28 protein-coding genes and 1 other annotated feature are annotated in these 26469 nt (G+C 42.4%); of the genes, 26 read left to right on the top strand and 2 right to left on the bottom strand.

Annotated features, from left to right (window positions below; genetic code table 11):
* From V3C97_RS04270 to greA, 15 genes are all read left to right on the top strand, one after another.
* Window positions 1-1581, top strand: a complete 1581-nt coding sequence (locus V3C97_RS04270) for a HAMP domain-containing histidine kinase (protein ID WP_338433838.1) — start codon at window positions 1-3, stop codon at window positions 1579-1581.
* Between the two features lie 246 nt (window positions 1582-1827).
* On the top strand, window positions 1828-2103 hold the full coding sequence (locus tag V3C97_RS04265; protein WP_338433837.1) for an acylphosphatase: 276 nt from the start codon (window positions 1828-1830) through the stop codon (window positions 2101-2103).
* A gap of 73 nt (window positions 2104-2176) precedes the next feature.
* Window positions 2177-3115, top strand: a complete 939-nt coding sequence (yidC, locus tag V3C97_RS04260) for a membrane protein insertase YidC (protein WP_338433836.1) — start codon at window positions 2177-2179, stop codon at window positions 3113-3115.
* A gap of 509 nt (window positions 3116-3624) precedes the next feature.
* Window positions 3625-4788: a hydroxymethylglutaryl-CoA synthase gene (locus tag V3C97_RS04255; RefSeq protein WP_338434541.1), complete on the top strand. Its 1164-nt coding sequence runs from the start codon at window positions 3625-3627 to the stop codon at window positions 4786-4788.
* A gap of 91 nt (window positions 4789-4879) precedes the next feature.
* Window positions 4880-5770 (top strand): exonuclease SbcC, encoded by an 891-nt coding sequence (locus V3C97_RS04250; protein ID WP_338433835.1) that lies wholly within the window; start codon window positions 4880-4882, stop codon window positions 5768-5770.
* Between the two features lies 1 nt (window position 5771).
* Window positions 5772-6755: a hypothetical protein gene (locus tag V3C97_RS04245; protein WP_338433834.1), complete on the top strand. Its 984-nt coding sequence runs from the start codon at window positions 5772-5774 to the stop codon at window positions 6753-6755.
* Window positions 6756-6764: 9 nt separating this feature from the next.
* The gene (locus V3C97_RS04240) at window positions 6765-7226 is read left to right on the top strand and encodes a hypothetical protein (RefSeq protein WP_317294500.1); all 462 of its coding nucleotides are present in this window, start codon (window positions 6765-6767) and stop codon (window positions 7224-7226) included.
* Window positions 7227-7384: 158 nt separating this feature from the next.
* Window positions 7385-8386, top strand: coding sequence for a helix-turn-helix transcriptional regulator (locus V3C97_RS04235; protein WP_009554271.1), 1002 nt, complete (start codon window positions 7385-7387; stop codon window positions 8384-8386).
* 88 nt (window positions 8387-8474) lie between these two features.
* Entirely contained in the window at window positions 8475-8774 is a 300-nt protein-coding gene (locus V3C97_RS04230; protein ID WP_009554272.1) for an HIRAN domain-containing protein, read from the top strand.
* 185 nt (window positions 8775-8959) lie between these two features.
* Window positions 8960-9469: an HD domain-containing protein gene (locus tag V3C97_RS04225; RefSeq protein ID WP_009554274.1), complete on the top strand. Its 510-nt coding sequence runs from the start codon at window positions 8960-8962 to the stop codon at window positions 9467-9469.
* A gap of 95 nt (window positions 9470-9564) precedes the next feature.
* Window positions 9565-9906, top strand: a complete 342-nt coding sequence (locus V3C97_RS04220; RefSeq protein WP_009554275.1) for a winged helix-turn-helix transcriptional regulator — start codon at window positions 9565-9567, stop codon at window positions 9904-9906.
* A gap of 46 nt (window positions 9907-9952) precedes the next feature.
* Window positions 9953-10174 (top strand) — a binding site (T-box leader).
* Between the two features lie 58 nt (window positions 10175-10232).
* Window positions 10233-11279, top strand: coding sequence for a phenylalanine--tRNA ligase subunit alpha (gene pheS, locus V3C97_RS04215; RefSeq protein ID WP_027827001.1), 1047 nt, complete (start codon window positions 10233-10235; stop codon window positions 11277-11279).
* 9 nt (window positions 11280-11288) lie between these two features.
* Window positions 11289-13703 carry a phenylalanine--tRNA ligase subunit beta gene (pheT, locus tag V3C97_RS04210; protein WP_338433833.1) on the top strand — a complete coding sequence of 805 codons (2415 nt, stop codon included), beginning with the start codon at window positions 11289-11291 and terminating at the stop codon, window positions 13701-13703.
* Window positions 13704-13738: 35 nt separating this feature from the next.
* A complete protein-coding gene (gene mltG, locus V3C97_RS04205; RefSeq protein ID WP_278838272.1) occupies window positions 13739-14842 on the top strand; it encodes an endolytic transglycosylase MltG in 1104 nt (367 codons plus the stop codon).
* A 91-nt stretch (window positions 14843-14933) separates the two neighbouring features.
* Entirely contained in the window at window positions 14934-15410 is a 477-nt protein-coding gene (gene greA, locus V3C97_RS04200; RefSeq protein ID WP_278838273.1) for a transcription elongation factor GreA, read from the top strand.
* Window positions 15411-15482: 72 nt separating this feature from the next.
* Here greA and V3C97_RS04195 read toward each other — a convergent pair whose 3' ends face one another.
* Window positions 15483-15863, bottom strand: coding sequence for a hypothetical protein (locus tag V3C97_RS04195; RefSeq protein ID WP_338433832.1), 381 nt, complete (start codon window positions 15861-15863; stop codon window positions 15483-15485).
* Window positions 15835-16797 carry a nucleoside hydrolase gene (locus V3C97_RS04190; RefSeq protein ID WP_278838275.1) on the bottom strand — a complete coding sequence of 321 codons (963 nt, stop codon included), beginning with the start codon at window positions 16795-16797 and terminating at the stop codon, window positions 15835-15837. Before V3C97_RS04190 ends, V3C97_RS04195 begins: the two co-directional genes overlap by 29 nt.
* A gap of 116 nt (window positions 16798-16913) precedes the next feature.
* On the opposite strand from V3C97_RS04190, the gene prmA reads away from it, so the two are divergent.
* From prmA to pstC, 11 genes are all read left to right on the top strand, one after another.
* Window positions 16914-17792, top strand: coding sequence for a 50S ribosomal protein L11 methyltransferase (prmA, locus tag V3C97_RS04185; RefSeq protein WP_338433831.1), 879 nt, complete (start codon window positions 16914-16916; stop codon window positions 17790-17792).
* A gap of 52 nt (window positions 17793-17844) precedes the next feature.
* Window positions 17845-18609 carry a 16S rRNA (uracil(1498)-N(3))-methyltransferase gene (locus tag V3C97_RS04180; RefSeq protein WP_338433830.1) on the top strand — a complete coding sequence of 255 codons (765 nt, stop codon included), beginning with the start codon at window positions 17845-17847 and terminating at the stop codon, window positions 18607-18609.
* 56 nt (window positions 18610-18665) lie between these two features.
* Window positions 18666-18992 (top strand): hypothetical protein, encoded by a 327-nt coding sequence (locus tag V3C97_RS04175; protein ID WP_009554291.1) that lies wholly within the window; start codon window positions 18666-18668, stop codon window positions 18990-18992.
* A 25-nt stretch (window positions 18993-19017) separates the two neighbouring features.
* Window positions 19018-21243 carry a bifunctional (p)ppGpp synthetase/guanosine-3',5'-bis(diphosphate) 3'-pyrophosphohydrolase gene (locus V3C97_RS04170; RefSeq protein ID WP_338433829.1) on the top strand — a complete coding sequence of 742 codons (2226 nt, stop codon included), beginning with the start codon at window positions 19018-19020 and terminating at the stop codon, window positions 21241-21243.
* Between the two features lie 13 nt (window positions 21244-21256).
* On the top strand, window positions 21257-21706 hold the full coding sequence (gene dtd, locus V3C97_RS04165) for a D-aminoacyl-tRNA deacylase (RefSeq protein WP_180848338.1): 450 nt from the start codon (window positions 21257-21259) through the stop codon (window positions 21704-21706).
* A 176-nt stretch (window positions 21707-21882) separates the two neighbouring features.
* Window positions 21883-22239: an arsenate reductase family protein gene (locus V3C97_RS04160; RefSeq protein WP_278838035.1), complete on the top strand. Its 357-nt coding sequence runs from the start codon at window positions 21883-21885 to the stop codon at window positions 22237-22239.
* Window positions 22240-22251: 12 nt separating this feature from the next.
* Window positions 22252-22653 (top strand): VOC family protein, encoded by a 402-nt coding sequence (locus V3C97_RS04155; RefSeq protein WP_278838032.1) that lies wholly within the window; start codon window positions 22252-22254, stop codon window positions 22651-22653.
* Window positions 22654-22812: 159 nt separating this feature from the next.
* Window positions 22813-22959, top strand: a complete 147-nt coding sequence (locus tag V3C97_RS04150) for a hypothetical protein (protein ID WP_278838030.1) — start codon at window positions 22813-22815, stop codon at window positions 22957-22959.
* Between the two features lie 84 nt (window positions 22960-23043).
* Window positions 23044-24423: a Na+/H+ antiporter NhaC gene (nhaC, locus tag V3C97_RS04145; RefSeq protein ID WP_278838026.1), complete on the top strand. Its 1380-nt coding sequence runs from the start codon at window positions 23044-23046 to the stop codon at window positions 24421-24423.
* 238 nt (window positions 24424-24661) lie between these two features.
* Window positions 24662-25543: a phosphate ABC transporter substrate-binding protein gene (locus V3C97_RS04140; protein ID WP_338433828.1), complete on the top strand. Its 882-nt coding sequence runs from the start codon at window positions 24662-24664 to the stop codon at window positions 25541-25543.
* Window positions 25533-26447: a phosphate ABC transporter permease subunit PstC gene (gene pstC, locus V3C97_RS04135; RefSeq protein WP_009554307.1), complete on the top strand. Its 915-nt coding sequence runs from the start codon at window positions 25533-25535 to the stop codon at window positions 26445-26447. Before V3C97_RS04140 ends, pstC begins: the two co-directional genes overlap by 11 nt.
* The last annotated feature ends 22 nt before the right edge of the window (window positions 26448-26469 follow it).

Raw genomic sequence — 26469 nt, 5'->3', positions numbered from 1 at the left:
ATGCAAGAACAAGAAATTTTGACAGGAAGCAATAAACCACGTAAACCTGCGAAGCGATTTGTCTCAATCAGGTTTAAATGGTCAATCGGAACAGCAATTGGGGTACTAATCCTTTTTGCTGTTTTTGCCTTGCTCTTATATAACAGTTTTACTGGTTTATTACTCCAACAGGAACAACAGTATACCCAAGAAGCCCTAACCACGGCGGTTAGTCGTTTGACTAATGAAAATAAGGAATTAAACGCTAAGCAAGTTAACCGGATTTTTGATCAGGAATTGGTTAATGATGCGATTCAGCAATCCCGACCCTTGTATCATGACAATGTGTTGATTTCTTTATCGCGTAAGAATTTAGGGATATCTGTCTATGATCCGCAGGGTAAGATGGTATATTCGTCCCGTAATGTTCCTGTTTCTTTTAAAAAATCATATCTAAAGTCGAACAATAACAATAATCTGGACAATGTGCGCAAGTTTGATGGTGTGCCGGTTCTGATCATGAACAAACCAGTGCGATCCAAGAAAAGCCACCAAATTATTGGGTATGTGCAGGTGACTAACAGCCTGGTTGAATACTCGCAAACAGCCAAAAGCTTACTGACCATTTTCATTTTGTTTGGTATTATCGCAATTGTTGCTAGTATTCTTTTGGGATACATCCTTTCTGACTGGTTGTTGAGTCCTATTAGCGAGATCAATGAAACGATTGATAAGATAAGTTCAACCGAGCGCGACGATCCGTTTGCCAATGTGCGGGTGCCTGAGTTTGTACAAAACGATGAGCTTAGTCATTTAGCCGACTTGTTCAATGAGATGTTGGATCAAATGGAAGGCTATATTGAGCAACAACAACAGTTCGTAGAAGATGTTTCACATGAATTGCGGACTCCAGTTGCAATCATCCAAGGGCATCTTGGATTGCTCAATCGGTGGGGGAAAGATGATCCCGAAGTATTGGATGAGTCGATTCAAGCTTCGTTGCAAGAAATCAAGCGGATGAAATCGCTGGTACAAGAAATGTTGGACCTGTCCCGAGCTGAACAAGTTGAAATTAAATTCAAAAATGAAATTACCGACGCACATGAAGTAGGGCTCCAAGTATTTGATAACATTAAAATGATTCATCCTGATTTTACATTAGTCTTAGATGATAACTTACGGGGAAAGACCCCGGTTAAAATTTACCGTAATCATCTGGAACAGTTGTTGATCATTTTATTAGATAATGCCATCAAGTATTCTACTGACCGTAAAGAAGTCCATTTGACTTTGGATCATAGTAGTCGTGACGTAGAATTTGTGGTTCAAGACTTTGGGGAAGGAATATCCGAAGCAGATATTAAAAAGATCTTTAACCGTTTTTACCGGGTTGACAAGGCGCGGAGCAGGGATAAAGGTGGTAATGGACTGGGTTTAGCCATTGCCAAGCGTTTGATCGAAGGGTACAAAGGCTCGTTAAAGGTTGAAAGTGCCGTCGGTCAAGGTTCACTCTTCCGAGTTTCGCTCCCCTTGGCGTTGAATGACAGTTCAACTGCTAAACCGACTTTAACGGACGAAAAAGGACATGATCAAAATAAATAAGATGGGGCATGATAACCTAATAATGGTTGTTATGTGCGCAGATGATTGAGGCTGGGAGAAAACTGTTTTTCACCAGCCTCAGTCTTTATGTACTAATATTTTACAGATAACGTGGGAATAATTACAAGTCTAGTAGTTAAGCCCGAACGAAGGTTGACACTCTTTGCGCCAATTATCCGAGCTTAGCCCAACGACTTTATAAAGTTTTTACATAGTAGTTACCAGAATTAGGGGAGGAGTCTGCTTATGCTACGTGCAGTTAGAATAAATGTGAGTGGTCTTGTTCAAGGAGTAGGTTTTCGTTACTGTACGGTCCTTAGTGCCCAAAAATATCACATCAAAGGGTACGTCAAGAATGAACCAGATGGGTCCGTGACAGCAGTTGCCCAAGGTGAAGAAGACATGCTAGCTAAGTTTATTACGGAAGTCAAGCGTTCCCCTTCGCCAGTTGGACGGGTGAACCAGTATCACATTACGGATATTTCCCCAGATGAGTATACACGCTTTTCTGTGCGGTATTGATATTGAAATTGATGGGGCTTTCAAGTATAGTAAAGTGCGTATACTAGGAATTTTAGAAGGATGATTGAAAGGCATGAAGAGAAAAAACTTAATCAAGTTAACACCTGCTATGTTATTAGCAATTACAGTATTGAGCGGGTGTGTGCGCCGGACTAAGACAGGGCACCCCTACGGGTTTGTCTACGAAAAGATGGCTGTTCCAACGCAGCATCTGTTACATTGGATGGCGAATGTATTGGGAGGCTATGGCTGGGCTATCATTGTGATCACAATTGTTGTGCGGCTAATTTTGATGCCCCTGATGATCGAGCAGTCAAAGAAAATGACGATTCAACAAGAAAAGTTATCGTTTATTCGTCCCGAGCTCAATGCGATTCAAGAACGGCAGAAAAAGGCAACTACTCAGGAAGAACGAGCTGCAGTTAGTGCAGATATGATGAAGCTTTACCGTGAGAATGGTATTTCTATGGCTGGTGGGATTGGTTGTTTGCCATTGCTAATTCAGCTGCCAATCTTCTCTGCTTTGTATGCTGCTATCCAATATTCACCAGAGATTTCTAAGGCTTATTTCTTCGGGGTAAACTTGGGTCACAGAAGTTACTTGTACATTCTGCTGACTTTCGGGATCTATGTTTTACAGGGATGGCTATCTACTTTAGGCTTACCTGCTGATCAGCGGACCCAAATGAAGCAGATGATGCTAATGAGTCCAATTATGACAGCCTTCTTTACTTACATTGCTCCTGCTGGATTAGGGTTGTATTTCTTTGCTGGTGGGATTGTTGCTTGTCTACAAACATTAATTGTTAATGCTATGCGGCCACAAATTCGGGAACGAGTGCGAAAGCAGATTAAAGAACGGCGAGCTCAAAGAGCAACCGCAGTTTCGACTGAAAAAACGGCTACAACTGCTAAAAAGGTAGCAACTCCTGAAACTAATAAGGTTTCTCATACTAATGTGCATGCACACAACCGTAAGCGGAATGCTGGTAAGCAACGGCACCGTAAGTGATTGATAAACAAAGAAGTTCATTCTTTCCAACATGGAAGATGAACTTCTTTTTTATATAGTTCAGCAAGACCGGCAAACAATACGCACAGATCGGGATGGACGGCTGGGTAAAAGTATTGATTCACTGGGTATGATCATCCATAATAATAGGCAGAAAGATACTCTAAGCACATTGCAACATGAAACTTGAAATAGACGTTGTTTTTTGTGTGACAAATAATATACATTTCTTTTGAATTGTCAATTGGATATTTGAAAAAGATGAAGCTGGAAATATTAGTAACATCTTAGTAGCTTATCCGGATAAGTTTTTAAGGTATGAGGAAGTTAATGATTTGGTATTAATAAGCTAGTGGCAAAAGGCGTGAAGGTACGCTAAAGACCTAGCCAAATGGGACGGATAAGCAAAACATAGTGGAATGATAATTATCGAGTTGACGGTTGTAGTTTTTTAAAACTAATAACAACAGAAATGATTTTCAGAAATTAAATGTATGAGGAGATCGATGATGAAAATAGGTATTGATAAGTTGGGATTTTATACTTCCGAATTTTATATTGATATGGCGAAATTGGCGCAGGCGCGGGGGGAAGATCCTAATAAGTATTTGATTGGTTTAGGGCAAGAAAAAATGGCGGCTATTCCCCCAACACAGGATGCGGTGACTTTAGCTGCTAATGCTGCGGCAGCGGTGCTTGATGACAGCGACCGGGAACAAATTTCCTTTGTGATTTTAGCAACTGAATCAGGAATTGATAATTCTAAAGCTGGAGCTATCTATGTTGCAGACCTATTAGGCCTAAGAAAGAACATTCGTACTTTAGAGGTTAAGCAAGCATGTTACAGTGCGACAGCTGCGTTGCAATTAGCCCGGGGCTACATCAGTCTCCACCCAACAGAAAAAGTATTGGTTATCGCTTCAGACATTGCGCGTTATGGCCTCCAAACGAAAGGTGAGCCGACACAGGGTGGAGGAGCGGTAGCAATTCTAATGAGTGCTGAACCGCGGTTAGTGGCTTTTGACGCTGATAGTGCTTTTTATAGCGAAAACGTGATGGACTTTTGGCGTCCTTTGGGCAATGATACAGCTCTCGTTGATGGACACTATTCGACCAATATCTACCTCGATCTGCTGAATAAGACATTGCAGGATTATCAAGCTCAAAATGGATATCAGTTAGATGATTTTGCTGGTTTTGCCTTCCACCTTCCCTTTACCAAACAAGGAAAGAAGGGAATGCAAGCTTTACTAGCAGCACATGCCTCACCAAAGGCTGAATACTTTATGGAAATGTTTGAAGTGTCGCGGCAATATAACAAACAAGTGGGGAATTTATATACTGGTTCCCTGTATTTAAGCCTACTATCACTTCTGGAAAATAGTTCTCAGTTGCAGGCCGGCGATCGTTTAGGATTGTATAGTTATGGCTCAGGGGCCGTGGGAGAGTTTTATTCCGTGACAGTTCAACCTGGTTTTCGCAAGTGGTTACAGAAACAAGAGCACCAGCAATTATTAAACCACCGCCAAGAAGTGACCATCACAACTTATGAAAAAATGTTTACAGAAGCTGTAGTTGATGGAACAGATCGGAAACTGGATACCACTGCAGATCATGCCCGCTTTGTATTGGCAGGGGTTAAGGACCATAAACGTGTCTATCTTTCCCGCTAAAACAGTAACTAACGTTGAAAAGACACAGGATAACTAGTACCATAGAAGTGATAGATTGATGATTTTAGATAGAGAACAGAGGGGATCCACAATGGTTAATGCGAATCCAGAAAAAATAATGAGAACAGGTAACCATGAAGCAGCAACCAATGACCTATTGAGCTCATTAGCAGATAAGATGAGTTATTTGCAGACTTTGAGTGAAGCAATTCAACGGGGCGATGACCGCTTAGTTTTTCAGTTGATCGATAATGAGCGTTATGCCCAAAAGGTTTTGAAGGCAAAGCATAGTGAAAGCGACGACAGTAATGAAGCTTTAGTTACTGACGTTCATAATTGGATTGCAGAATTCTTGAGTAAACGTTTGATCGCTTATCTCAATCAAGTCTACCCATTCTTCTATTTTGAACAGACAGGTTTAGGCCAGTTTGATTTTTACTTTGGAAATTGGTGGGGAAGAAGACGTTTTGGAAGTTTAGACGTAATCAATGTTGTCTTCAACTTTGATGCCAGTGAGTATTCCAAATTAGAGCGAGCATTTGAACTAGAGAAACAGAATAAACGCTTGAATAGTGATGAGATTGATGCGCTCTCCCAAACCAATGATCATCTCCAAGATCTAATTGATGGTCAAGCTGAACGCGACCAGCGTAAAGCTGCTATTCGTCAGGAAATAAAGCAGTTAGCTGAAGAACGGGTTATGCCATGGGAAGTTGCTAAGCAAAAAGAGCACAAAGAAGAGCTGATGGCTGAACTTGCTCATTTGACTGATTTAGACGAACAGGCCAACCATTCTTATCAAACTATTAAGGATAATGAAAAGAAGATCCTCGCTTTGTCTAAAGAAGATACTTTGATTAGTTATGAAATGCAGAGTATTGTTGCTAAATTCGGAACTTTTGATGGTTTTGAAGAAAAGAACGATGCTTTGTATCGGGATTATATCACCAGTTTGATCGCCACAGGACAGGTAGGTGACTAATATGACTGAGAAATACGAAACACAGACTTTCTATCCTCATGCCCAAACAGAGGATGAGCAGCCGGCAGATGCTAAAAAAGCAGCTAGTTCATTGAGTACCACGGGTCGCTTGATGGCTTACAGTAAGCAGTTGAAGAACAGTCTCAACAAGGGGCTCGATTTTACCGCTGTTTTAGATACTTTGATTGCTACTAACGATAGTGAAGAATTATTGATGGCTACTTTGCGTTTGGCAGAGTTTGAATTAGATGATGCGTACTTGGTTTTCCCCCAACAGTATAGTCGGGCTGACTACTACTTACTCTTTTTAGAGCGTTTGCTAGAGTTACACCAAGAAAGTAGCATTATCTTGAATTCGAGCGACCATAATAAGGAACTTTACCATGAATATCCTGGCGTTAATACAGCGGGGTATTTCGTCTTTAAGGTGACCGAAGAAAATAAATACGGGGCATATTATACAGAAGTAAACACTGGTAATGTGTTGTTCTATTTGGACCTACGCCAACGAATCCTGCGTTTCAACAGTCATGATTTAACTAACTTGCTTGTCTTGGATTATGGGGAACGTTTCGATCGGAACGTTATTCAAATGTTCCAGGAACAGTTCTTAAATATTGGTTGGTACTTAAAGAAGGATTATGGGTTTGACGTTGACTTTAACCTGTTGGACCCAGTCAACAATGCTTTATATCCGATCAGTGACTCCGGTGTCCCCCAACAAGCCCTGGATCGCTTGTTTATCAAAGCTGCTACTGTTAACTATATGCTGGTATCCGGTCCCCATGGAGAAGCAATTTTGGACCTAGCAGATGATGTGCAGTTGTCGTTGTTTGCTCGTGATGGTCGGTGGGTAATCGCCGTAGCTGATCCCAACAACGAAGTTTCCTTTTTCGATGTTTTATTCAAGTACGATTTCTTACATGACTGGTATTTAGAGAACCGTAACAGTTTAGAAATTCGGGCTGATAATTTGTACTTTTAGGTGAGATAGATGAATTTTGTAAAAATGGCAAGTCACGCACGGCATAACCGCTTCCCGAGCTTCTTACCCGTACAACGGATGACTGAGAAAGAAAAAGCGGGGATTCTTTACGTAGGCATAACCGCTGCTCTAGGTGATTTAGCCAAGGCTTATCGGGGAACGCAAGCTGAAAAGCTCGATGCTTACTGTGCGGTCTTGCGCTACTTTTTAGAAATTGGGAGTGACCGGCAGTGGCTCTATAAGATGCTTTTGTCGGATAAAGAGTTACAGGCTATGCAAGAAAAGTGGCAAGCACCATCGATCAATACAGTTTTTTTGATTTTAGAACAGCAATTGCTAAATTGCTATTTTAAGCACCAAGAAGCAGCTTTTCTCCATGCTTGGCATATCCTAATTAAGTTTGGTTTAGTTGAATTAGGATTTACCCCAGCTGCGATTGAAGAGCGTTTCAAGGAGTTATATCCTCTGTAATGAGCTGGTCTATACTGGTTATGACTGCGGTATGATTAAATAATTTAAATGATTAAGGGAGGCGGAGCGCGAACAAATGAGTGAGTTCGTGGATCCGCTTTCTTTTGTGGTATAATTAAAATTATTGATTGAAGTGTTGAGCGTTGGGAGGTTATGTAATGGGTAAGGCGCGTAAAGGAGAACATCAGAAGCTAAAGATGCTGTATTTAATGCAGATTTTTATGCAAGATACTGATGACAGTCACGGACTAACGGTTGCTGAGATAATTACTAAACTGAGTGCAAAGGGAGTCAATGCTGATCGTAAGACTTTGTACCGCGATTTTGAAGAATTACGGGAATTTGGCTTAGATATTATCAAAGATAAACAAGGACGGAACTTTTACTACCACTTGGGGGAACGGGACTTTGAATTACCTGAATTAAAATTGTTGGTAGACTCGGTTCAAGCTGCCAAGTTTATCACTGACAAAAAGTCACAACGATTGATCAAAAAGCTGGAGAGTCTAGTTAGCAAGTATGAAGGTAAAAAACTGCAACGACAAGTGGTAATCGCTGGACGGGTAAAAACGATCAATGAAACAATTTATTATAATGTCGACAAAATTCATGAAGCGATTGGTGCTAATGAACAAATAAAATTTCACTATTTCCAATGGAATATCCAAAAAGAGATGGAATTGCGTCATGGTGGGGAATATTACTACGTTAGTCCTTGGGCGTTGGTATGGGATGATGAAAACTATTATTTAGTTGCATATGATGATATCGACCAAAAGATCAAACATTTCCGCGTGGATAAGATGTTGGACGTGGTTACTACTGGACAGGCACGGTCCGGTCGGAAGGCCTTTAACCAGTTTGACATGGCACAGTACACTAAGAGTTTATTTGGAATGTTTGGTGGGGAAACGACAACGGTGGGCCTGGTAGCTAGAAATGAATTTGCTGGGATTATCATTGATCGTTTTGGTAAAGATATTGTTATCACACCAGTTGACGAAGATCATTTCAAGACAACTGTTAAAGTTGTTATCAGTAATCAGTTTTTAGGCTGGATTATGGCCCTTGGTGATGGAGTTAAAATTGTCAGTCCTAAAAAGGTTGTTGCCCGCATGCAAACGGAAGTTATGCGGTTGGCAGCCCAATATAAATGTTAAGCTAACGGGCTCGGGTTTCCGAGTCCGTTTTTTAGTACAAGTGCTTCGCTATAATTTAGATGGAAAGTAAATGAAGGAGGAACAAACAATGAAAAAAGTTTATTTTACCGTCACTGGTACGCGGCACTATTATGGTCAAAGTTTTATTGAAGCAGGAATGACAGTTAGCTTAGTTAAAGACAAGGAAAATGAACACGACCGTGAGGCCATTCAGGTTGAGTTACCTGGTTTGGGAAAGATCGGTTATGTTGCTAACAGTCCGTATACTGTTCGGGGCGAGAGTTATAGTGCTGGGCGCTTGTATGATAAATTTAAAAAGAAGGCCCAGGGAACAGTTCGTTACGTTTTGGATGATGCGCTTTTATGCACGATCTGGATCAAAGGCTAATACTAGTTTTAAAATAGCGTCACTATTAGATGCCTTTTAGATAAGCTTGTAATACCTCGGTTTGTGAAATTCTTTAAAAAACATTAAATTGGTTTGGAAGCGGTAAAATTTCCAGCAAAACAATTGTTTTTTGCCAATAATAAAGTATGATTAGGTTAGCAAATTAAAGCGAGGTAAAAATATAAATGGGTTTAAAAGATTGGCGTAATGATACTGAGTATATGGGGTATGTGGCCGATTTGTTAGCAGCACCTGCAGTACAGAAGTTGGCAAATTATACCCAACATCATTTTTCAACGCGCTTAGAACACTGTATTACCGTTTCGTATGTTAGTTACAAACTCGCTAAAAAGATGAATCTTGATGCACGGGCGACAGCGCGAGCAGGTTTGTTGCATGATTTGTTTTATTATGATTGGCGAACAACCAAGTTTGACCGGGGCACACATGCCTGGATCCATCCTCGCATTGCAGTACGCAATGCCGAAAAGTTAACGCAGTTAACTCCTAAAGAAAAAGACATTATTATGAAGCACATGTTTGGGGCTACTTTGTGTCCACCAAAGTATAGTGAAGGCTACATTGTTTCATTGGTAGACAAGTATTCGGCTACCAGTGAATACTTAATGCATCTCAAGCAAAAAACTAGCAGCAAATTACATTACGCTTTTAACTTTGCAAAAGTAAGTAAATAGTGTAATATCTAATTAGGCTAGTTAATGGAAATCACAGACTTAACTGGTCTGTGATTTTTTTTATTTAAGTAATATAGATACGAAGGTGACGAGGTATGGAAACTACAACTAAGAAGCCATTCACATTGTGTCCTAAATTTGAAAAAACATTTAGCATTTTGGGCAAGAAATGGAATGGATTAATCATTGAAGATTTATTAGCTGAAGGACCACAACGTTTCAAGGATATTGCTGCAACAGTTGATCGTTGTAGTGACCGCGTATTGGTTGAACGGCTCAAAGAATTAGAAAATGAAGGTTTGGTTGAGCGAGTAGCTGAAGAAAATAGTTGTCGGCTCTTATATAAACTCACTGAACAAGGTGAAGACTTGAGTACCATTATGAAGGAAGTTCATAATTGGTCCAATAAGTGGTACACAGCGGAAGATTGCCAATAAAAGCTTGACTAAGGTAACGGTCACAGTTTAGACTTTAACTATAATAGTTGATGCTTAGACGGAAAAAAGTAGGTTAGCAGGTTGTACTCAGGGAGGGATCGGGACTGTAAAGATCCTTGCAACTGATAACTGAAGTTCATTTCTTGAGCACATGGCTGGGAGGGCATACCGAAAAGTCATGCGGCCGAATGGTCGTTATCACTTACTAAGAGTCGCCATGTTTATTTATGGTGAAATTAGGGTGGTACCGCGAAGTCTCGTCCCTTTATGGGGGATGAGGCTTTTTTGTTTAAGCAGGTAATAGTAGCAATGAAAGGATGAGGCAGATGGATTTGCAGGCTAAATTAGCAGAATTAAAACATAATGGTCTCAAAGAAATCAAAGCAGCGGAAGGAATGGACGCTGTCAAAAAGATCAAAGTTAGTTTATTGGGGAAAAAGGGTCCGATTACTAATGTTTTGCGGGGGATGAAGGACTTAGCTCCAGAAGAAAGACCCCAAGTCGGGAAAATGGCGAACATCCTTCGGGATGAGTTGACCAAGGCAATCGATGCCAAAACCAAGGAATTAGAAGCAGCTTTACTCCAGCAAAAACTGGCTAACGAAGCCATTGATGTGACTTTACCGGGGACCCAGGTAACAGAGGGCAATCCGCATATCATTACGCAAGTGATTACCCAGATTGAGGAATTATTCTTAGGGATGGGCTTCCAAGTAGTTGATGGTCCTGAAATCGAAGAAGACCATTATAACTTCGAAATGTTGAACTTACCTAAGGATCACCCTGCGCGGGATATGCAAGATACTTTCTACATCACACCTAACATCCTAATGCGGACCCAAACTTCACCTGTTCAAGCGCGGACGATGGAAAAGCATGACTTTACTAAAGGTCCATTAAAGATGATCTCTCCAGGGAAGGTATACCGGCGTGATAACGATGATGCAACCCACTCCCATCAATTCCACCAAGTGGAAGGGTTAGTGATTGACAAGCACATTACAATGGCTGACCTCAAGGGGACCCTCGCCCTTGTGGCCCAAACGGTCTTTGGGGCTGAACGCAAGATTCGTTTACGGCCTAGCTACTTCCCATTTACTGAACCTTCATGTGAAGTGGATGTTTCCTGCTTCAAGTGTGGGGGCGCAGGCTGCGCTGTTTGCAAGCAAACTGGGTGGATCGAAGTTCTAGGAGCTGGGATGGTCCATCCTAATGTTTTGAAGATGGCTGGTGTTGATCCTGAAGTCTATGGTGGCTTTGCCTTTGGCTTGGGGCCAGATCGGTTTGCTATGCTCAAGTACGGTGTTGACGATATTCGCCAATTCTATTTGAACGATGTTCGTTTCTTGAAACAATTTGCACAGAAAGGATAGGGAGAAAGAATGAAAGTATCTACCAAATGGCTCAACGAATATGTGCCAACAATTGCTGAAATTGAACCAACAGCACTGAGTAATAAGATCGAATTAACTGCGGTTGAGGTTGATAGTGTTGTGCGGCTCCAAGATGGCTTAAAGAAAATTGTAGTTGGCCATGTCTTAGCAATGGAAATGCACCCTGATTCAGACCACCTCCACGTCTGCAAAGTTGATGTTGGTGAATCTGAACCATTACAAATCGTTTGTGGGGCCCCTAATATTGCTGTGGGTCAAAAAGTTATTGTTGCGTTGAAGAACTCACGTATCGCAGGCAATATTAAGATTAAAAAAGGCAAGATGCGGGGAGTTGTTTCTGAAGGGATGATTTGCTCTCTCCAAGAAATTGGCTTTGCTGATAGTGTTGTTCCGCAAAAGTATGCTGATGGGATCTATGTTCTCCCAACTGATGCCGTACCAGGTGAACCTGTCTATGAATACTTAGGTATGGATGACACAGTGCTTGATTTGGATTTAACGCCGAACCGGGCTGACCTGATGAGTATGCGGGGCGTAGCACACGAAGTGGCTGCAATCTATGGCAAGGAAGTTAGTTTCCCAGCCGTTGATCTGCATGAAGACAAGGAAAAGGCAGCAGATATGATCACAGTTGCCAGTGAGGATGATTTAGCCCCTGCATATATGATGCGGATCATCAAGGATGTCAAAGTGCAAGAGAGTCCAATGTGGTTACAAAAACGCCTCTGGAACATGGGGATCAGACCGATCAATAATGTTGTTGACGTGACCAACTATATTCTAATGGACTATGGGCAACCGCTGCACGCCTTTGACTATGAACAATTAGGAAGTCAGCAAATACTGGTCCGGCGGGCCAACGAAGCAGAGAAGTTTACAACCCTGGATGGCAAGGAACGGACCCTGCATACTAATGATATTGTTGTGACTAACGGTACTAAGCCAATTGCCTTAGCTGGGGTAATGGGTGGCTTGGATAGTGAAGTGACAGCAACAACTGCAACGGTTGCTCTGGAAGCTGCTGTGTTCAATCCGCATATGATTCGCAAAACTTCGCGGCGAGAAGATTTGCACACGGATGCAGCCGTTCGGTTTGAACGGGGGATCAACGTTGAAGTAGTTGCCGCTGCCTTAGATGCAGCAGCAGCCATGATTGCTCAGTTAGGTCAAGGCCGTGTGCTGGCAGGAACTGTGGGTCAGGATCATACTGACAAACAACCAACAGATGTTGAAATTTCGCGGCAGCATATTAACGATGTTTTGGGAACAGAATTAAGTGATAGCGAAGTAGGAGCGATTTTTGAACGTTTAGGTTTCACATATCAGGTGACAGACGGAAACTTCACTGTTGCTGTGCCAAAACGGCGCTGGGACATCAGTATCGCTGCTGATCTAGTTGAAGAAGTAGCCCGCCTCTATGGCTATGACCAACTCCCTACAACCCTTCCGGTAAGTGAAGCAACTCCTGGGCACTACACTTACGAACAACGGATGATTCGTAATGCTAACGCTGTTTTAGAAGCTGCAGGTTTGACACAGGCTGTTTCGTACAGTTTAACTAGTGCAGAAAAGGCCCAACGCTTTACTTTTGACACTGGATTGACTACCCAAGTTCAATTGCCTCTGAATTCGGAACGGACAACGGCCCGGATGAACTTAGTGAGTGGTTTGTTAGATGACTTGGCATACAATGTGGCGCGGAAGAATAATGATGTTGCCTTGTATGAACAAGGCCGTGTTTTCTTTAGGGATGAAGGCCAGGACCGTCCGCGGGAAATTGAACACATTGCAGGAGCTATGACAGGACTCTTCCGGGCCAACAGCTGGCATGCTGCTAAACAACCAGTGGACTTCTATTTAGCTAAAGGCATTGTTGAACACCTGTTAGCTAAACTAGGAATTAAAGAAGATGTTGTTTACCAAGCTAGCCAAGCTTATCCAGAGATGCATCCCGGACGGACCGCTACGATCTCAGTCGCAGGTGAATTAGTTGGTTTCGTAGGTGAAGTTCATCCTAACATCACGAAAGAATACCGATTGAAGAAGACTTATGTCTTTGAACTGGATCTCGACAAGATCATTGCTGCACCAAAGAGTGCAGAAGTTTACCAACCAGTGCCTAAGTATCCAGCAGTTACGCGGGATATTGCACTGTTAGTGAGTGAAGAGGTAACTAATGCCATGATCATTGATACGATTAAACGTAATGGTGGTGCATATCTCGAAAGTGTCAACCTGTTTGATGTTTACCAAGGTGAAAATATTAAATTAGGCTTTAAGTCGATGGCATACCAATTGACTTACCGCAGTCAGACAAGTACCCTGGTTGAAGATGAAGTTAACCAAGCATTTGACAAGGTTGTCAACAGTCTGCAGACTGAGCTGAATGCGACAATTCGGTAGGTACGGTTAAATTAATAATATTTAGGAGGGATACCTTGCAAGGATTAGATCAAGGCCCTAAACCCAAGCGTTCGCGTCGCCTTTTAGGCGGTGTAATTGTGGTTGTTGTAGTTGTTGCTTTAGCAGTGGTAGGGAGTTTTCAGTATCTCAAGACAGCGATGAAACCTGTTAATACAAGTTCTCATACGCGGATTGAAGTCAAGATCCCTAACGGGAGTACCAGTAAGCAAATCGGTAAAATTTTGGCTTCCAAGAAAGTCATCCGTAGTGGTATGGCCTTCAATTACTATCTCCGGCGGAATAACAAGAGCAACCTGAAAGCGGGTTACTATGAATTTACTCCAGCAATGACACTTGACCAAATTACCCGAAAATTACAACAGGGTGGTGCTAACCACCCCCTGAATGGGAATAAAGTGTTGGTACGCGAAGGGGCTAACATTGATAGTATTGCGGAAGTTGTTGCTGCTAATACTAAGTTCACTCAAAAAGAGTTTATAGCCGCGGTAACCAATAAAGGGTTGATTGACCAGTTAGCCCAACAATACCCTGATTTGTTGGGATCAGCAGTCAAAGCCAAAGACGTACGGTATGTGTTAGAGGGGTATTTATATCCAGCAACCTATGCTGTTACTAAAAAAACAACGCTCAATGATTTGATTGCCCAAATGGTTGCTAAAACTAATGAAGTTTTAGCACCATACTATCAGCAAATCAAAGATAAGAAGCTCACGGTTCAAGAGTTACTATCATTAGCAGCCCTCGTTGAACGGGAAGGTGGAGCTGGTAAGCAAGATAATGAACGGGTTGCAGGGGTCTTTTTGAACCGGATTGACGCCGGTATGCCCCTCCAGTCAGACGTAGCAATCCAATATGCGCTAAAGACAACCAAAAAGAATATTACTTATAAGGATTTGAAGGTCAACTCACCATATAACTTATATACTAATAAGGGCTATGGTCCGGGACCAATTGACAATCCAAGTTTGCGGGCTGTCAAAGCTGTCCTTAACCCGGTTGATCGGGATAAGAAATATTTGTACTTTGTTGCTAATATGAAAACGGGAAAGGTTTATTTCTCCAAGACATATGCTGAGCATCAAAAGATCACAGAGAAACTAGCAGCAGCTAACAAGTAACGCTACGCTAAATCGTTTTGGGTATGCTACAATATAACAATGGATCCAGTGCTCGTTTTGAGCGGGGATAATTAAGTGATGAGGTGGAAAAATGGCAGACCAAAAAGAATTCCAAATGACAGCTGATGGGAAAAAGAAACTCGAAGCTGAATTAGAAGAATACAAAACAACCAAACGGGAAGAAGTTATCGAACGGATCAAGATTGCTCGGTCCTTCGGGGACTTATCCGAAAACTCTGAGTATGAATCAGCTAAGGATGAACAAGCCTTTGTTGAAGGCCATATCAAAGAGCTTGAAAATATGATTCGGCATGCGATCGTAATCGATAGTGAAAAGGTAGCCGCTGATGAAATTTCCTTAGGTAAGACGGTTACTTTCCAAGAATTGCCGGACGAAGAACCAGAAACATATACAATTGTTGGTGAAGCAGAAGCTGATCCATTTGAAGGTAAGATTTCAAATGAATCACCAATTGCTAAGGGCTTATTAGGCCGCAAACTAGGGGAAGAAGTTACTATTAGTACTCCTGGTGGCGACATGACGGTTAAGATTTTGGAAGTTAAATAAGTTGTTGAACTAGGCAACAGCAAAAAAGGGCGGGGAGAAAAAACTCCCGGCCCTTTTTTGCTAGTGAAATATTTATAGTTTGGAATAAATATAAAACAAAAGGAAGCTTCCGAAGACATTACCGCCTAAGAACAAGCTATTCTCCCATAGATAACCCCGCTTTTTAAAGATATTTGATAACGCCAGTAAGCTGATGAAAATAGTCGTGCCTATTCCAATTCGATAGAGCCACACAATGGGGGTTGTGAAGCACATCAAACTGACAGCTGTCAACAAGATCAAGTTCCGGACATTGCGATACCATAAAAGGTTACCGAACAATATTCGGCCAAAGGAGTATTGTTCATCTTGGTGCGCACAATATTTCAAGAGCAAAAGGATGAGCCATAAGGCGTACAATCCTAAACCAATATAGTTGAGCACGTTACTCCCCGCTTTCTTGTAGCAACTCATTCATATGCGCCATAAAAGTAGTAGTAAACCGGTCAACATCCACATTCACGCAGACAGCAGTGGTAGTTGGTTCTTTGAGCCGTTCTTCATTGCCGATGGTACGGCCCCGGAAGGCATCAGTGAGGTCAACCTTCATATCAAGAGCTATTGTTTGGGCTAGACTTGGGTCAGCGGCAATTCCAACTGCCAAAGGATCGTGAAGGGCACAACCGTGCAGGTGTGGACTGGTTTCGCCATATACATCGATATAGTAATCGACAATATCAGCATAAAGTCGGCCAGCGGTTGTTCCCAGGCTCCGCCAATGAGCGGTTTCTTTTTTGGTCAGGACAGTCCGTAAAGTGACATCCAAGCCGACCATGGTAATGTTAAAGCCACCACGTAGTACAATATTAGCAGCTTCAGGGTCCTGGGCAATGTTGGCTTCAGCAGCTGGGGAGACATTTCCTGGAACGGTCAGGGCGCCCCCCATGAAGACGACTTTTCCGATCAGGTGGCTGATTTGGGGGTCTTTTTGGAAAGCCTGGGCAAGGTTAGTAAGCGGACCGGTCGGGATCACGATTAAATGGTCTTGGTATTGGTGAGCGGCCGCAATGATAAAGTCGACGGCACTGGTAGCTGCTACCGTACGATCAGTTTCAGGAAGGGTAACTTCCCCAACTCCGTTAGTCCCATGAATGTGGGCACTAACAGGGAGAACGGTAAAGTTCGGCTGGTTAAGAGCATGTTCTGCTCCCTTATAGACGGGAACTTCAGGATGGTGGAGTAAGTCCAACAGTTTCAAACTGTTATTGGCACTTAAATCACTAACTACGTTACCATATGAACTTAGAACCCCGATCAGGTCACAGTTCGGTAAGGTTAATGAATATGCTAATGCCATTGCATCGTCAATTCCAGTATCTAGGTCAAGAATTACTTTGTATTTTGTCACCAAAACCACTCCTTAGATGTTTGATATATTAATTTTACCATGCTTTGCCTGCGCTAGCAGGCAGAGATATTATATAATAAATCTACTTGAGAAATTATCAGATTGGCGGGATAGATATGGATTGGAACGAATTAGTAATCGTAACTAGCAATGAAGCAATTGAAGCGGTTAGCAATATTCTAATGGAAGAAGGTGCTGGTGGGGTACAAATTGATGATCAAGATCCACAGGCGGTTCGCGTTATTACGTACTTTACGGCTGATTCACCACTAAATGAATTGCTTCCCAAGCTTAAAGAAAAAGTGCACGGCTTAAAAGAATATGGGATCAACCCCGAACCAGGGCAGGTGTTCTTGACTAACATTGGGACCGATACGTGGCGGGATAAATGGAAGGAATACTATCAGCCGATTCGGGTAACGCGCTATTTGACCATTGTGCCCCAGTGGATTGAATACGAACCCCAACATCCTGATGAACAGTTGATTGTTTTAGATCCGGGTCGTTCCTTTGGGACAGGTGATCACCCAACAACACGCCTGACATTGCATGCTTTGGAAGCAACAATGCTTGGAGGGGAAACAGTTATTGACGTCGGGACTGGGTCTGGAATTTTGAGTATCGCTGCGCGGTATTTAGGAGCACAACAAATTGTTGCCAGCGATGTGGCTGATGAAGCATTGGCAGCGGCTGCGACCAACTTTGCTTTGAATGATATGACGGATGATATTGTTTTAGAAAAACGTGACCTGGTGCATGGTCTAGATCTTCAGGCTGATATCGTTGTGGCAAATATCTTGCCTGAGTTCTTGTTGCCTTTGATTCCCCAAGTACACAAAAATCTACGTCCGACAGGTAAGTTAATTCTTTCAGGGATTATAATGGAAAAAGAGAATGAAATAGTGACGGCCCTAAACGCAGCTGGCTTTCAAGTTGAAGAAAAAATAACTGATGGCAAGTGGTTAGCACTGGTTGCTCATAACACACTTAATTAGTTAAGGCTAGTTACTTATAGAATGCCCCAAAGGACACATCAGGAGGAGAAGAATGCAACACTACTTTATTGATCAAGAATTAAATTTGGGAATGGAATTGACTTTGCCGGCTGAGCTTTACCAGCATGCGATTGTTGTTTTACGAAAACAAGTAGGGGATCAATTTGAGCTTGTTGATATCCACCAAACGGTGAGTATCGTAACAGTGACACAAATTGAGAAAAAGACAGCGCAGGTTAAGGTGGTTGAGCAATTAGACCAGAATGCTGAATTACCAGTAGCAATAACAATCGCCTGCGGTCTACCTAAAAACGACAAAAAGACGGAGCTTATCGTGGAAAAGGGAACGGAGATGGGGGCAACGAGCTTCATCTTTTTCCCTAGTCAGTATGCGATCGGCAAATGGAACAAACAAAAAGTTGCTAAAAAACTGGAACGCTTGCAAAAAAAGGCAACCAGTGCTGCTGAACAATCACATCGGAATGTGGTTCCAACAGTTGAGTACCGGGAAAATTTAGCAGCAGTGGCCGATGGTAATTATGATTACCGTTTGGTAGCGTATGAAGAAGCAGGAAAGACTGGTGAAAAAAGTGTTCTCGCACAAGCGCTAACGAGCCTAGTCACCAGTAATTCTGCGGCCCGTTTAATTGCCGTCTTTGGTCCTGAAGGGGGAATTGCGCCAGCAGAAATTGACCTTTTAAAAGCCCATGGTTTTGCGATTTGCGGGCTGGGGCCGCGGATCTTGCGGGCAGAAACTGCTCCCCTATATTTTCTGGGCGCATGTTCTTACCAACTTGAGTTGGCAAGCGTTGACTAAGCAAAAGTGACTACGGTAAAATTAGATTAATTAACTAGATTAAAGAGGCTTATTTTATGCAAATTAGACAGTTATTTTCATTAAAAACGGTATGGTATCTAGCATTTGCCCTATTTTTCTCAATGGTGTTGCCAATCATTGCAGTTACGCTTGATTGTGATGAAGTTACCAAGATTGGGTGGCTCTTGTTTGGGATTAATTCGGTATATGCAGTCCTATCAGGATTGATCGCCGGAAAAGCAGAGCACACGGTGTTCTTCTTGATCTTCTTTCCGGTTGTTTACATGCTGAGTTTCCGTTTGTTCTTTGAATCCTATGCTGTTTATTTTGTGATTCCCTATATTATCTTTTCATTATTAGCTTATGGGGTAACAAAGGATTAGTGCAACTTTTAAGGGGTGATTGATTATGGAGAAAGAGACAGTTTGGACCGCTGATGATGTTATCAATATGGTTGCAAAGTACATGAATCAAGAGCATGTTGCTCTAGTCAAGAAGGCCTATGATTTTGCCGCGTATGTCCATAAAGAACAGGTGCGTCAGTCCGGGGAGCCATATATCGTTCACCCGATTCAAGTTGCCGGAATCTTGGCAGAATTGAAAATGGACCCTGCAACGGTTTGTGCCGGTTTTTTGCACGATGTGGTTGAAGATACACCGATTGTATTGGGCGACGTTGAAGAACTATTTGGTCATGATGTTATGGTGATTGTTGACGGTGTTACCAAGATGGGGAAGATTCGCTACAAGTCACACCAAGAACAATTAGCTGAGAATCACCGGAAGTTACTATTGGCTATGGCCAAAGACTTGCGGGTCATCATTGTTAAGTTAGCCGACCGGGTGCATAATATGCGGACTTTATCCCATTTACGCCCTGACAAGCAGCGACGGATTGCTAATGAAACACTGGAAATTTATGCACCGTTAGCTGACCGGTTAGGGATTAGTACGATTAAGTGGGAGCTAGAGGATACTTCTTTGCGCTATCTTAATCCGCAACAATATTATCGAACCGCCCACTTGATGAATTCGAAGCGGGAAGAACGGGTGCAGTATATTAACGAAGCCATCGGCGAAATTGAAGCTGCGATCACAAGTTTGAAACTAAACTGTGAGATCTATGGGCGGCCAAAGCACATTTATTCTATTTACCGTAAGATGCGTGACCAGCACAAGCAGTTCAGTCAGATTTATGATCTCCTTGCTGTCCGGGTGATTGTGAAATCAATTAAGGACTGTTATGCAGTTTTGGGGGCTATCCATACGCGTTGGAAGCCGATGCCTGGCCGCTTTAAAGATTACATCGCAATGCCTAAGGCTAACATGTATCAATCATTGCATACAACGGTAATTGGTCCTAAAGGCAAGCCACTTGAAGTGCAAATTCGGACGGAAGAAATGCACCGGGTAGCGGAATACGGGATTGCTGCCCACTGGGCATACAAAGAAGGGCGCAAAGATGCGGTACCTCAAACGACCAGTGGCGACAAATTGAACTTATTCAAAGAAATCATCGAACTTCAAAAAGAATCAACCGATGCAGCTGACTTTATGGAAAGTGTTAAGGGGGACCTCTTTAGCGACCGTGTCTATGTCTTCACGCCTAAGGGGGATGTCTTTGAATTACCTAAAAACTCAGTTCCCCTTGACATGGCCTATGCCGTCCACACTGAAGTTGGGAACCATACGGTCGGCGCAAAAGTCAACGGGAAGATCGTGCCCCTTAATTATCAGATTAAGAATGGGGATATTGTTGAAATTTTGACGTCTGCTAACTCGACTGGTCCTAGTCGTGACTGGCCTAAGATTGTACGGACGACCCGGGCACGAAATAAGATTAAACAGTTCTTCCGGCACCGTGACCGGGTAGAAAACATTGAAAAAGGGAAAGAAGCCTTGAACAAAGAATTGTTAGAAAAAGGTTTTGCTCCTAAAAAGATCTTAAACAGTGAAAATATCGGGCGGGTGCTCAAGCGTTACCGCCTCAAAGATGTCGATGATCTCTATGCAGCAATTGGTTTTGGAGAGCATACTCCGATTACCATTGCCCACCTACTAACTGAAAATATTCGGCGGCAAGCAGAAAAAGAGCGGCAGTTGCAAGCAGAAAAGGATCTCTTGGCCAGTGACGAAGGAATTAGTCGTGAACCAAACAAGAACGACAAGGCCTCTAAACCAAACGATAATGTCTTAATTCAAGGGATCGACAATATGCTGGTCCGTTTAAGCCATTGTTGCAACCCTATTCCTGGCGATGAAATTGTCGGCTATATTACAAAGGGGCGGGGTGTTTCTGTCCACCGGGTTGATTGTCCTAATGTTAAGCGGGCTGCTGAAGAAGGAACACGGTTGATTGATGTTTCATGGAATATTGTCAAGGATACCAAGACATTTTATGATGCCGAAATCCAGGTTGAAGGTTATAACCGGCCGGGATTATTGAATGATGTTTTGCAGGCAATTAATAATGCCACTAAATACCTAAATTTTGTTAATGGTAAAATTGGGCAGTCAAAAGTAGCTATCATTGATGCTAAAATTGGGGTTAAGAACCATACGCAACTAGAACGAGTAATTGACAGTATCAAACGGGTACCTGATGTTTACGTAGTTCGGCGAACTATTAACTAAAGGAGGCAACACTATGCGGGTAGTAGTACAAAAAGTTAAGCGAGCACAAGTAACAGTCGATAATGAAGTAGTAGGTAAGATTGATCGGGGGTTTATGTTGCTAGTTGGTTTCACTGAAGGCGATGGCAGCCGTGAGATTGATTACCTAGTGCATAAAATTAGTAAAGTACGGATCTTTGAAGATGAAGCCGGGAAGATGAACCTTGATTTGGCCCAAGTTAACGGGCAAATATTATCTGTTTCACAGTTTACTTTGTATGCTGATATGAAGAAAGGAAATCGGCCGAGCTTTACCCAAGCCCAGGCTCCAGCTCAGGCGGAAGCTAACTACCAGGAGTTTAATCGTAAACTAGCTGACCAGGGCTTTACCGTTGCTACGGGAGTGTTTGGAGCTGAAATGGATGTTGAATTGGTGAATGATGGACCAACAACAATCATTTACGACACAGCGACGTTAATGTAAAAATTAAAAAGTAGTACTCCACTGGCCCCCAAAAAGGTGCTAGTGGAGTTTTTTAGTTGGAAAAATCGATTATTTATAAGAAATTGATTGTTACTTTAACTTGTATGCAAAAACCACAAGAATCAGGGTGGAAATTACTCCTATGCTATACTAAAAGAAGAATAGGAGGGAATATCATGCCAACTTTTTATTGTTATAACAGGTGTTCAACTTGCCGTAAGGCTGAAAAATGGCTCCGGGACCATGAGGTTACGTTTGAAAAAATTGATTTGGTAGCAACGCCTCCAGCGGCTGCAGACTTACAACGCTGGATACAAGCCAACCAAGAGCGGGGATTACGTTATTTCTTCAATACTTCAGGACAACGTTACCGTGAACTGCACCTCAAAGATCGGATCGCTGCGTTAACTATTCCTGAAGCTGCTCAACTATTAGCAAGTGATGGCAAACTCATCAAACGGCCGTTGATGGTTGAAGGAGACCATGTTACTTGTGGGTTTAAAGAAGATATTTATACCGAAAACTGGCTATAAGAAGGGCTGAGTATGCATCATATTGAAATTTACGTTGGCAACCTTGCACAGAGTCAGCGTTTCTATTCTTGGCTCTTACCTCAGCTGGGATTTGTCCTTTATCAAGCATGGACAAGGGGTTTTTCGTATCGCAAAGATTCGTTTTATATCGTGTTTGTACAGACAGATGATAGTAAGTTGCAATACGGTTTTAACCGGATTCATGTGGGAATCAACCATCTAGCATTTACTGCTAGTTATGCGCAGCAAGTTGATGAGATCCGGGAACAGTTGCGAGCCCGGCATATTCCTTTATTATATGATGATCGCTTTCCTTTTGCTGGAGGGCCCAACCATTATGCGGTGTTTGCCGAAGATCCTGACCGGATAAAGATTGAGGTGGTTGCTGCGCATAGTGCAAAGATGCAAGATTAAAAGTAGGACTTTTTTATTACACCGGCCACTGTTAATAGCAGTGGTATTTTTTTATTAAATAAAAATTGCAATTTTTTGCACTTTTAATTTAATTTTAATCAAATGGTATGGTATTATGGGAACATAACTTAATTAATGGGAAATAGAAAGAGGTGAGAAATGATGATGTTGATGATGAAAAAGCAATTAGATGTTGGTTCTTTATTGATAAATCATGTTCTTACCTCGACCCTCGTGATGAAACAGGCGCTTCAGGGTTATTTTGCTAGCAAACGATACTATCCCATCTTTATGGATGGGAAATAATTAGTATGCTCTGAATTGTTAAGCAGTTTAGGGTAAAAATAACGCAGAACAAAATAATTAAAAGTTTCACGGGGAGTGACAAATATGACAAAAGTTCGATTCAGTGAAGCAGTCACTATTTTATTGGTAATGATTGCTATTTTGGGGACCGCAGTTATTAAGTTTGGAGTTAGTCCAGAGATGCCGGTACTACTAGTGATCGCATTGGTAATCCTATGGGCCAAGTTACGGCGGGCAAGTTGGGACGATATTCATGCGGGCATTATTGATGGGATCAACACAGCAATTATTCCTATCTTTATTTTTATCTTGATTGGGATTTTGATTGCTGTTTGGATTCAGGCGGGAATTATTCCTGCCTTGATGGTAGTAGGCTTTAAGATGATTAGCATTAAGTTCTTTGTTCCATCGGTGTTTATTGTGTGTGCTTTAGTTGGGGTTTCAATTGGGAGTGCCTTTACGACTATTTCGACAGTAGGGATCGCCTTGTTTGGAATGGGATTGACAATGCAGATTAATCCTGCTCTCGTTGCCGGGGCAGTTGTATCGGGGGCAATCTTTGGGGATAAGACTTCTCCGCTATCTGATTCAACTAACTTGGCATCTGCAATCGCTGGGGCCGATTTATTTGAGCACATCAAGAATTTAATGTGGACGACTATCCCCGCCTTTGTCATTTCATTGGTATTATTTTTCCTATTAGGCCAGGCACATCATCGTCCTGATTTTTCACGGATTCAAACGACGACCGCAATATTATCCCACCATTTCAGTATTACCTGGTGGGCAGCTTTACCGGTAGTGTTAATGTTCTTGTGTGCTTGGATTAAGATGCCTGCAATTCCAACTTTATTTACGAATATCTTTGTGACAATCGTGATGATTTTTGTTCAAAAGCCAACAACGTCATTGTCTGACCTGGCAGCTTTAATCCAGGATGGTTTTGTTGCTCATACCCACAATGCAGCTGTGGATGCACTGCTGACCCGTGGAGGAATTGCTAGCATGATGGGAACTGTATCCTTAATCATCACAACCTTAGCCTTGGGCGGACTGTTGATGCAGTTTGATGTCATTCAAATTGCCATGGAGCCCTTAATTGCGCGTTTAAAGACACCGGGAAGTCTTATCACTTGTACCATTTTAGCTGGTATCGGGGTAAACCTCTTTGTAGGGGAACAATACTTATCCGTAATTTTACCCGGGAAAGCTTTCAAATTAGCCTTTGACCGGATCGGGTTGTCACCATTGGCATTGGGACGTGCGCTCGAAGACGGAGGTAGTGTAATCAACTACTTAGTACCTTGGGGAGTAGCTGCTTCCTTTGCGGCTTCAACCCTCAATGTTTCGGTATTACATTTCTTGCCGTTTACCTTCTTTAGCCTTTTGTCACCAGTCTTTTCAATCCTATCAGGCTGGACTAAGATCGGACTGAAGTGGCAAGACACTAAAAAAACTGTATAATGATCGCGCCTCATGTTGGGACATCATGTTCTAACATGGGGTTTTATTTTGAAAATAAGATTCTTGCTGGCATTGGTAAACGACTATGCCAGTTTTTTAATGCTCAAAATAAGACGTGTAAATTATTAATTTTAAGCCTACACACGAAATTTACACAAAATTTACATAAGCACCGCATTTTAACCACAATCACTTTTTATACTTTAGTTGTTGAATAAAGATGGAATCAGGTGAGAAAATGCGGGGAAAATTAAAATTTATTATCGGTATCCTCTTAGCTATTACTGTGCTGACAGGGTGTGGCCGAAAAACCGATAAAGTGACGATTGTTGGTTCGTCTGCAATGCAGTTGTTGGCGGAACAGGCAGGAAATGATTATCGTTTGCAGCACAAAGAGGTCAATATTACCGTTCAAGGTGGGGGCTCCGGGACGGGGTTAAGCCAGGTGCAAGAACGGGCCGTAGCCATTGGCACTTCCGATATTTTTGCAGAGCAAAAGAAAGGGATCAACGCAGCGCAACTCCAGGATCATAAGATTGCGGTGATTGGAATTACCCCTATCGCCAACAAGGAGGTAGGCGTGAAAAACATTACCCGAACTAATTTACAAAAGATCTTTACGGGGAAAATCACGAATTGGAAGCAAGTCGGCGGGCATAATCTTCCGATTACGGTAATCAACCGGAGTAAAGGAAGCGGAACTCGGACAAGCTTTGAAAATGTGATTTTACCAGGTTTAGTGCCCATCAAGGCACAAGAACAAGATTCTAACGGTGCGGTGAAAAAGATTGTTGCTTCAACACCTGGGGCAATCAGCTACATTGCTTTTCCGTATGCGGAAGGTAATGCGGTCCAAGAATTAGCCATTGACGGAATCGCACCAACGAATACCAATGTTAAACAAAACAAATGGAAGTTATGGTCTTATGAACATATGTACACCCAAAAACATCCACAAGCGCGGACCCAAGCTTTCATCAATTATATGCAAGGAACCCATGTTCAACGCGATTTGATTCCTAAATTAGGCTATATCAGTGTGCATGATATGGAATACGAACGCGATGCCCAGGGAAACGACAAGCTAGTACGGAAGGGAGGAAAGCAAGATGTCGGATAAGAAGCATACGCACACACACCAACTGCAACAAGCATCGCGAGAAACACGGCACGAATGGTATGGCAAGACCATCACTTTAGCTAGCGTAGTTGGTATCATCATTTTAGTGGTAGCAATTATTTATTTTATCGGGCAACGGGGCTTAGCTGCCTTTACGACTGACCATGTTAAAGTGACAGATTTTTTATTTTCGGCTGACTGGAATCCCTTAGATGGGAAGCAATACGTTGGGGCAGCGGCGATGATTGTGACTTCTTTTTTGGTAATGATCTTAGCCACCCTTTTAGCTGTACCATTTGCGCTAGCATTAGGGATTTTTATGACAGAATTTGCGAAAAACCGACTAACTAAATACCTGCAAATAATGATTGAACTCTTAGCCGGAATTCCCTCAGTTGTTTATGGTTTCTTAGGGGTTACGATTATTGTACCGGCAATCCGAACGGTATTTGGCGGAGCAGGGTTTGGGATCTTAGCGGGGATCTTGGTTCTCTTTGTGATGGTTTTACCAACCATCACTTCACTAACAATTGATGCCCTCAAGGGGGTCCCCGCACAGTACCGGCAGGCATCGTTAGCCCTAGGAGCTACCTGGTGGCAAACGACATCTAAGGTCATCCTCAGGGCGGCCACTCCAGGAATTTTGACCGCAATCATTTTTGGGATGGCGCGCGCCTTTGGGGAGGCGCTAGCAGTCCAAATGGTGATTGGAAACGCAGTCTTAATGCCACATAACTTGATCAGTCCAGCGGCTACTTTAACCAGTCAGTTAACTAGTCAGTTGGGGAATACAGTTAATGGGACGTTAGCCAACAATGCTTTGTGGTCCTTAGCACTATTCTTATTACTGATGTCCCTGGCATTTAACCTAGTGGTTAGAATAATTGGAAAACGGAAGGGATGAAGCAAAAGTGAAGCGTAAAAAC

Origin of the sequence: Ligilactobacillus saerimneri (assembly GCF_036689625.1) — a bacterium.
Taxonomy (GTDB): domain Bacteria; phylum Bacillota; class Bacilli; order Lactobacillales; family Lactobacillaceae; genus Ligilactobacillus; species Ligilactobacillus saerimneri.
This window is presented reverse-complemented; position numbering and strand designations above follow the sequence as displayed.

Excerpts from the sequence above, each read along its gene's own strand:
- nhaC (WP_278838026.1), top strand. The coding sequence starts at position 23,044 with ATGACAAAAGTTCGATTCAGTGAAGCAGTCACTATTTTATTGGTAATG.
- pstC (WP_009554307.1), top strand. The coding sequence starts at position 25,533 with ATGTCGGATAAGAAGCATACGCACACACACCAACTGCAACAAGCATCG.
- yidC (WP_338433836.1), top strand. The coding sequence starts at position 2,177 with ATGAAGAGAAAAAACTTAATCAAGTTAACACCTGCTATGTTATTAGCA.
- V3C97_RS04270 (WP_338433838.1), top strand. The coding sequence starts at position 1 with ATGCAAGAACAAGAAATTTTGACAGGAAGCAATAAACCACGTAAACCT.
- V3C97_RS04240 (WP_317294500.1), top strand. The coding sequence starts at position 6,765 with ATGAATTTTGTAAAAATGGCAAGTCACGCACGGCATAACCGCTTCCCG.
- V3C97_RS04265 (WP_338433837.1), top strand. The coding sequence starts at position 1,828 with ATGCTACGTGCAGTTAGAATAAATGTGAGTGGTCTTGTTCAAGGAGTA.
- V3C97_RS04155 (WP_278838032.1), top strand. The coding sequence starts at position 22,252 with ATGCATCATATTGAAATTTACGTTGGCAACCTTGCACAGAGTCAGCGT.
- pheT (WP_338433833.1), top strand. The coding sequence starts at position 11,289 with ATGAAAGTATCTACCAAATGGCTCAACGAATATGTGCCAACAATTGCT.
- V3C97_RS04230 (WP_009554272.1), top strand. The coding sequence starts at position 8,475 with ATGAAAAAAGTTTATTTTACCGTCACTGGTACGCGGCACTATTATGGT.
- V3C97_RS04195 (WP_338433832.1), bottom strand. The coding sequence starts at position 15,863 with ATGAGTTGCTACAAGAAAGCGGGGAGTAACGTGCTCAACTATATTGGT.
- V3C97_RS04225 (WP_009554274.1), top strand. The coding sequence starts at position 8,960 with ATGGGTTTAAAAGATTGGCGTAATGATACTGAGTATATGGGGTATGTG.
- V3C97_RS04220 (WP_009554275.1), top strand. The coding sequence starts at position 9,565 with ATGGAAACTACAACTAAGAAGCCATTCACATTGTGTCCTAAATTTGAA.
- V3C97_RS04175 (WP_009554291.1), top strand. The coding sequence starts at position 18,666 with ATGCAAATTAGACAGTTATTTTCATTAAAAACGGTATGGTATCTAGCA.
- V3C97_RS04160 (WP_278838035.1), top strand. The coding sequence starts at position 21,883 with ATGCCAACTTTTTATTGTTATAACAGGTGTTCAACTTGCCGTAAGGCT.
- prmA (WP_338433831.1), top strand. The coding sequence starts at position 16,914 with ATGGATTGGAACGAATTAGTAATCGTAACTAGCAATGAAGCAATTGAA.
- greA (WP_278838273.1), top strand. The coding sequence starts at position 14,934 with ATGGCAGACCAAAAAGAATTCCAAATGACAGCTGATGGGAAAAAGAAA.
- V3C97_RS04250 (WP_338433835.1), top strand. The coding sequence starts at position 4,880 with ATGGTTAATGCGAATCCAGAAAAAATAATGAGAACAGGTAACCATGAA.
- dtd (WP_180848338.1), top strand. The coding sequence starts at position 21,257 with ATGCGGGTAGTAGTACAAAAAGTTAAGCGAGCACAAGTAACAGTCGAT.
- V3C97_RS04170 (WP_338433829.1), top strand. The coding sequence starts at position 19,018 with ATGGAGAAAGAGACAGTTTGGACCGCTGATGATGTTATCAATATGGTT.
- V3C97_RS04180 (WP_338433830.1), top strand. The coding sequence starts at position 17,845 with ATGCAACACTACTTTATTGATCAAGAATTAAATTTGGGAATGGAATTG.
- V3C97_RS04255 (WP_338434541.1), top strand. The coding sequence starts at position 3,625 with ATGAAAATAGGTATTGATAAGTTGGGATTTTATACTTCCGAATTTTAT.
- V3C97_RS04245 (WP_338433834.1), top strand. The coding sequence starts at position 5,772 with ATGACTGAGAAATACGAAACACAGACTTTCTATCCTCATGCCCAAACA.
- pheS (WP_027827001.1), top strand. The coding sequence starts at position 10,233 with ATGGATTTGCAGGCTAAATTAGCAGAATTAAAACATAATGGTCTCAAA.
- V3C97_RS04235 (WP_009554271.1), top strand. The coding sequence starts at position 7,385 with ATGGGTAAGGCGCGTAAAGGAGAACATCAGAAGCTAAAGATGCTGTAT.
- V3C97_RS04140 (WP_338433828.1), top strand. The coding sequence starts at position 24,662 with ATGCGGGGAAAATTAAAATTTATTATCGGTATCCTCTTAGCTATTACT.
- V3C97_RS04150 (WP_278838030.1), top strand. The coding sequence starts at position 22,813 with ATGATGATGTTGATGATGAAAAAGCAATTAGATGTTGGTTCTTTATTG.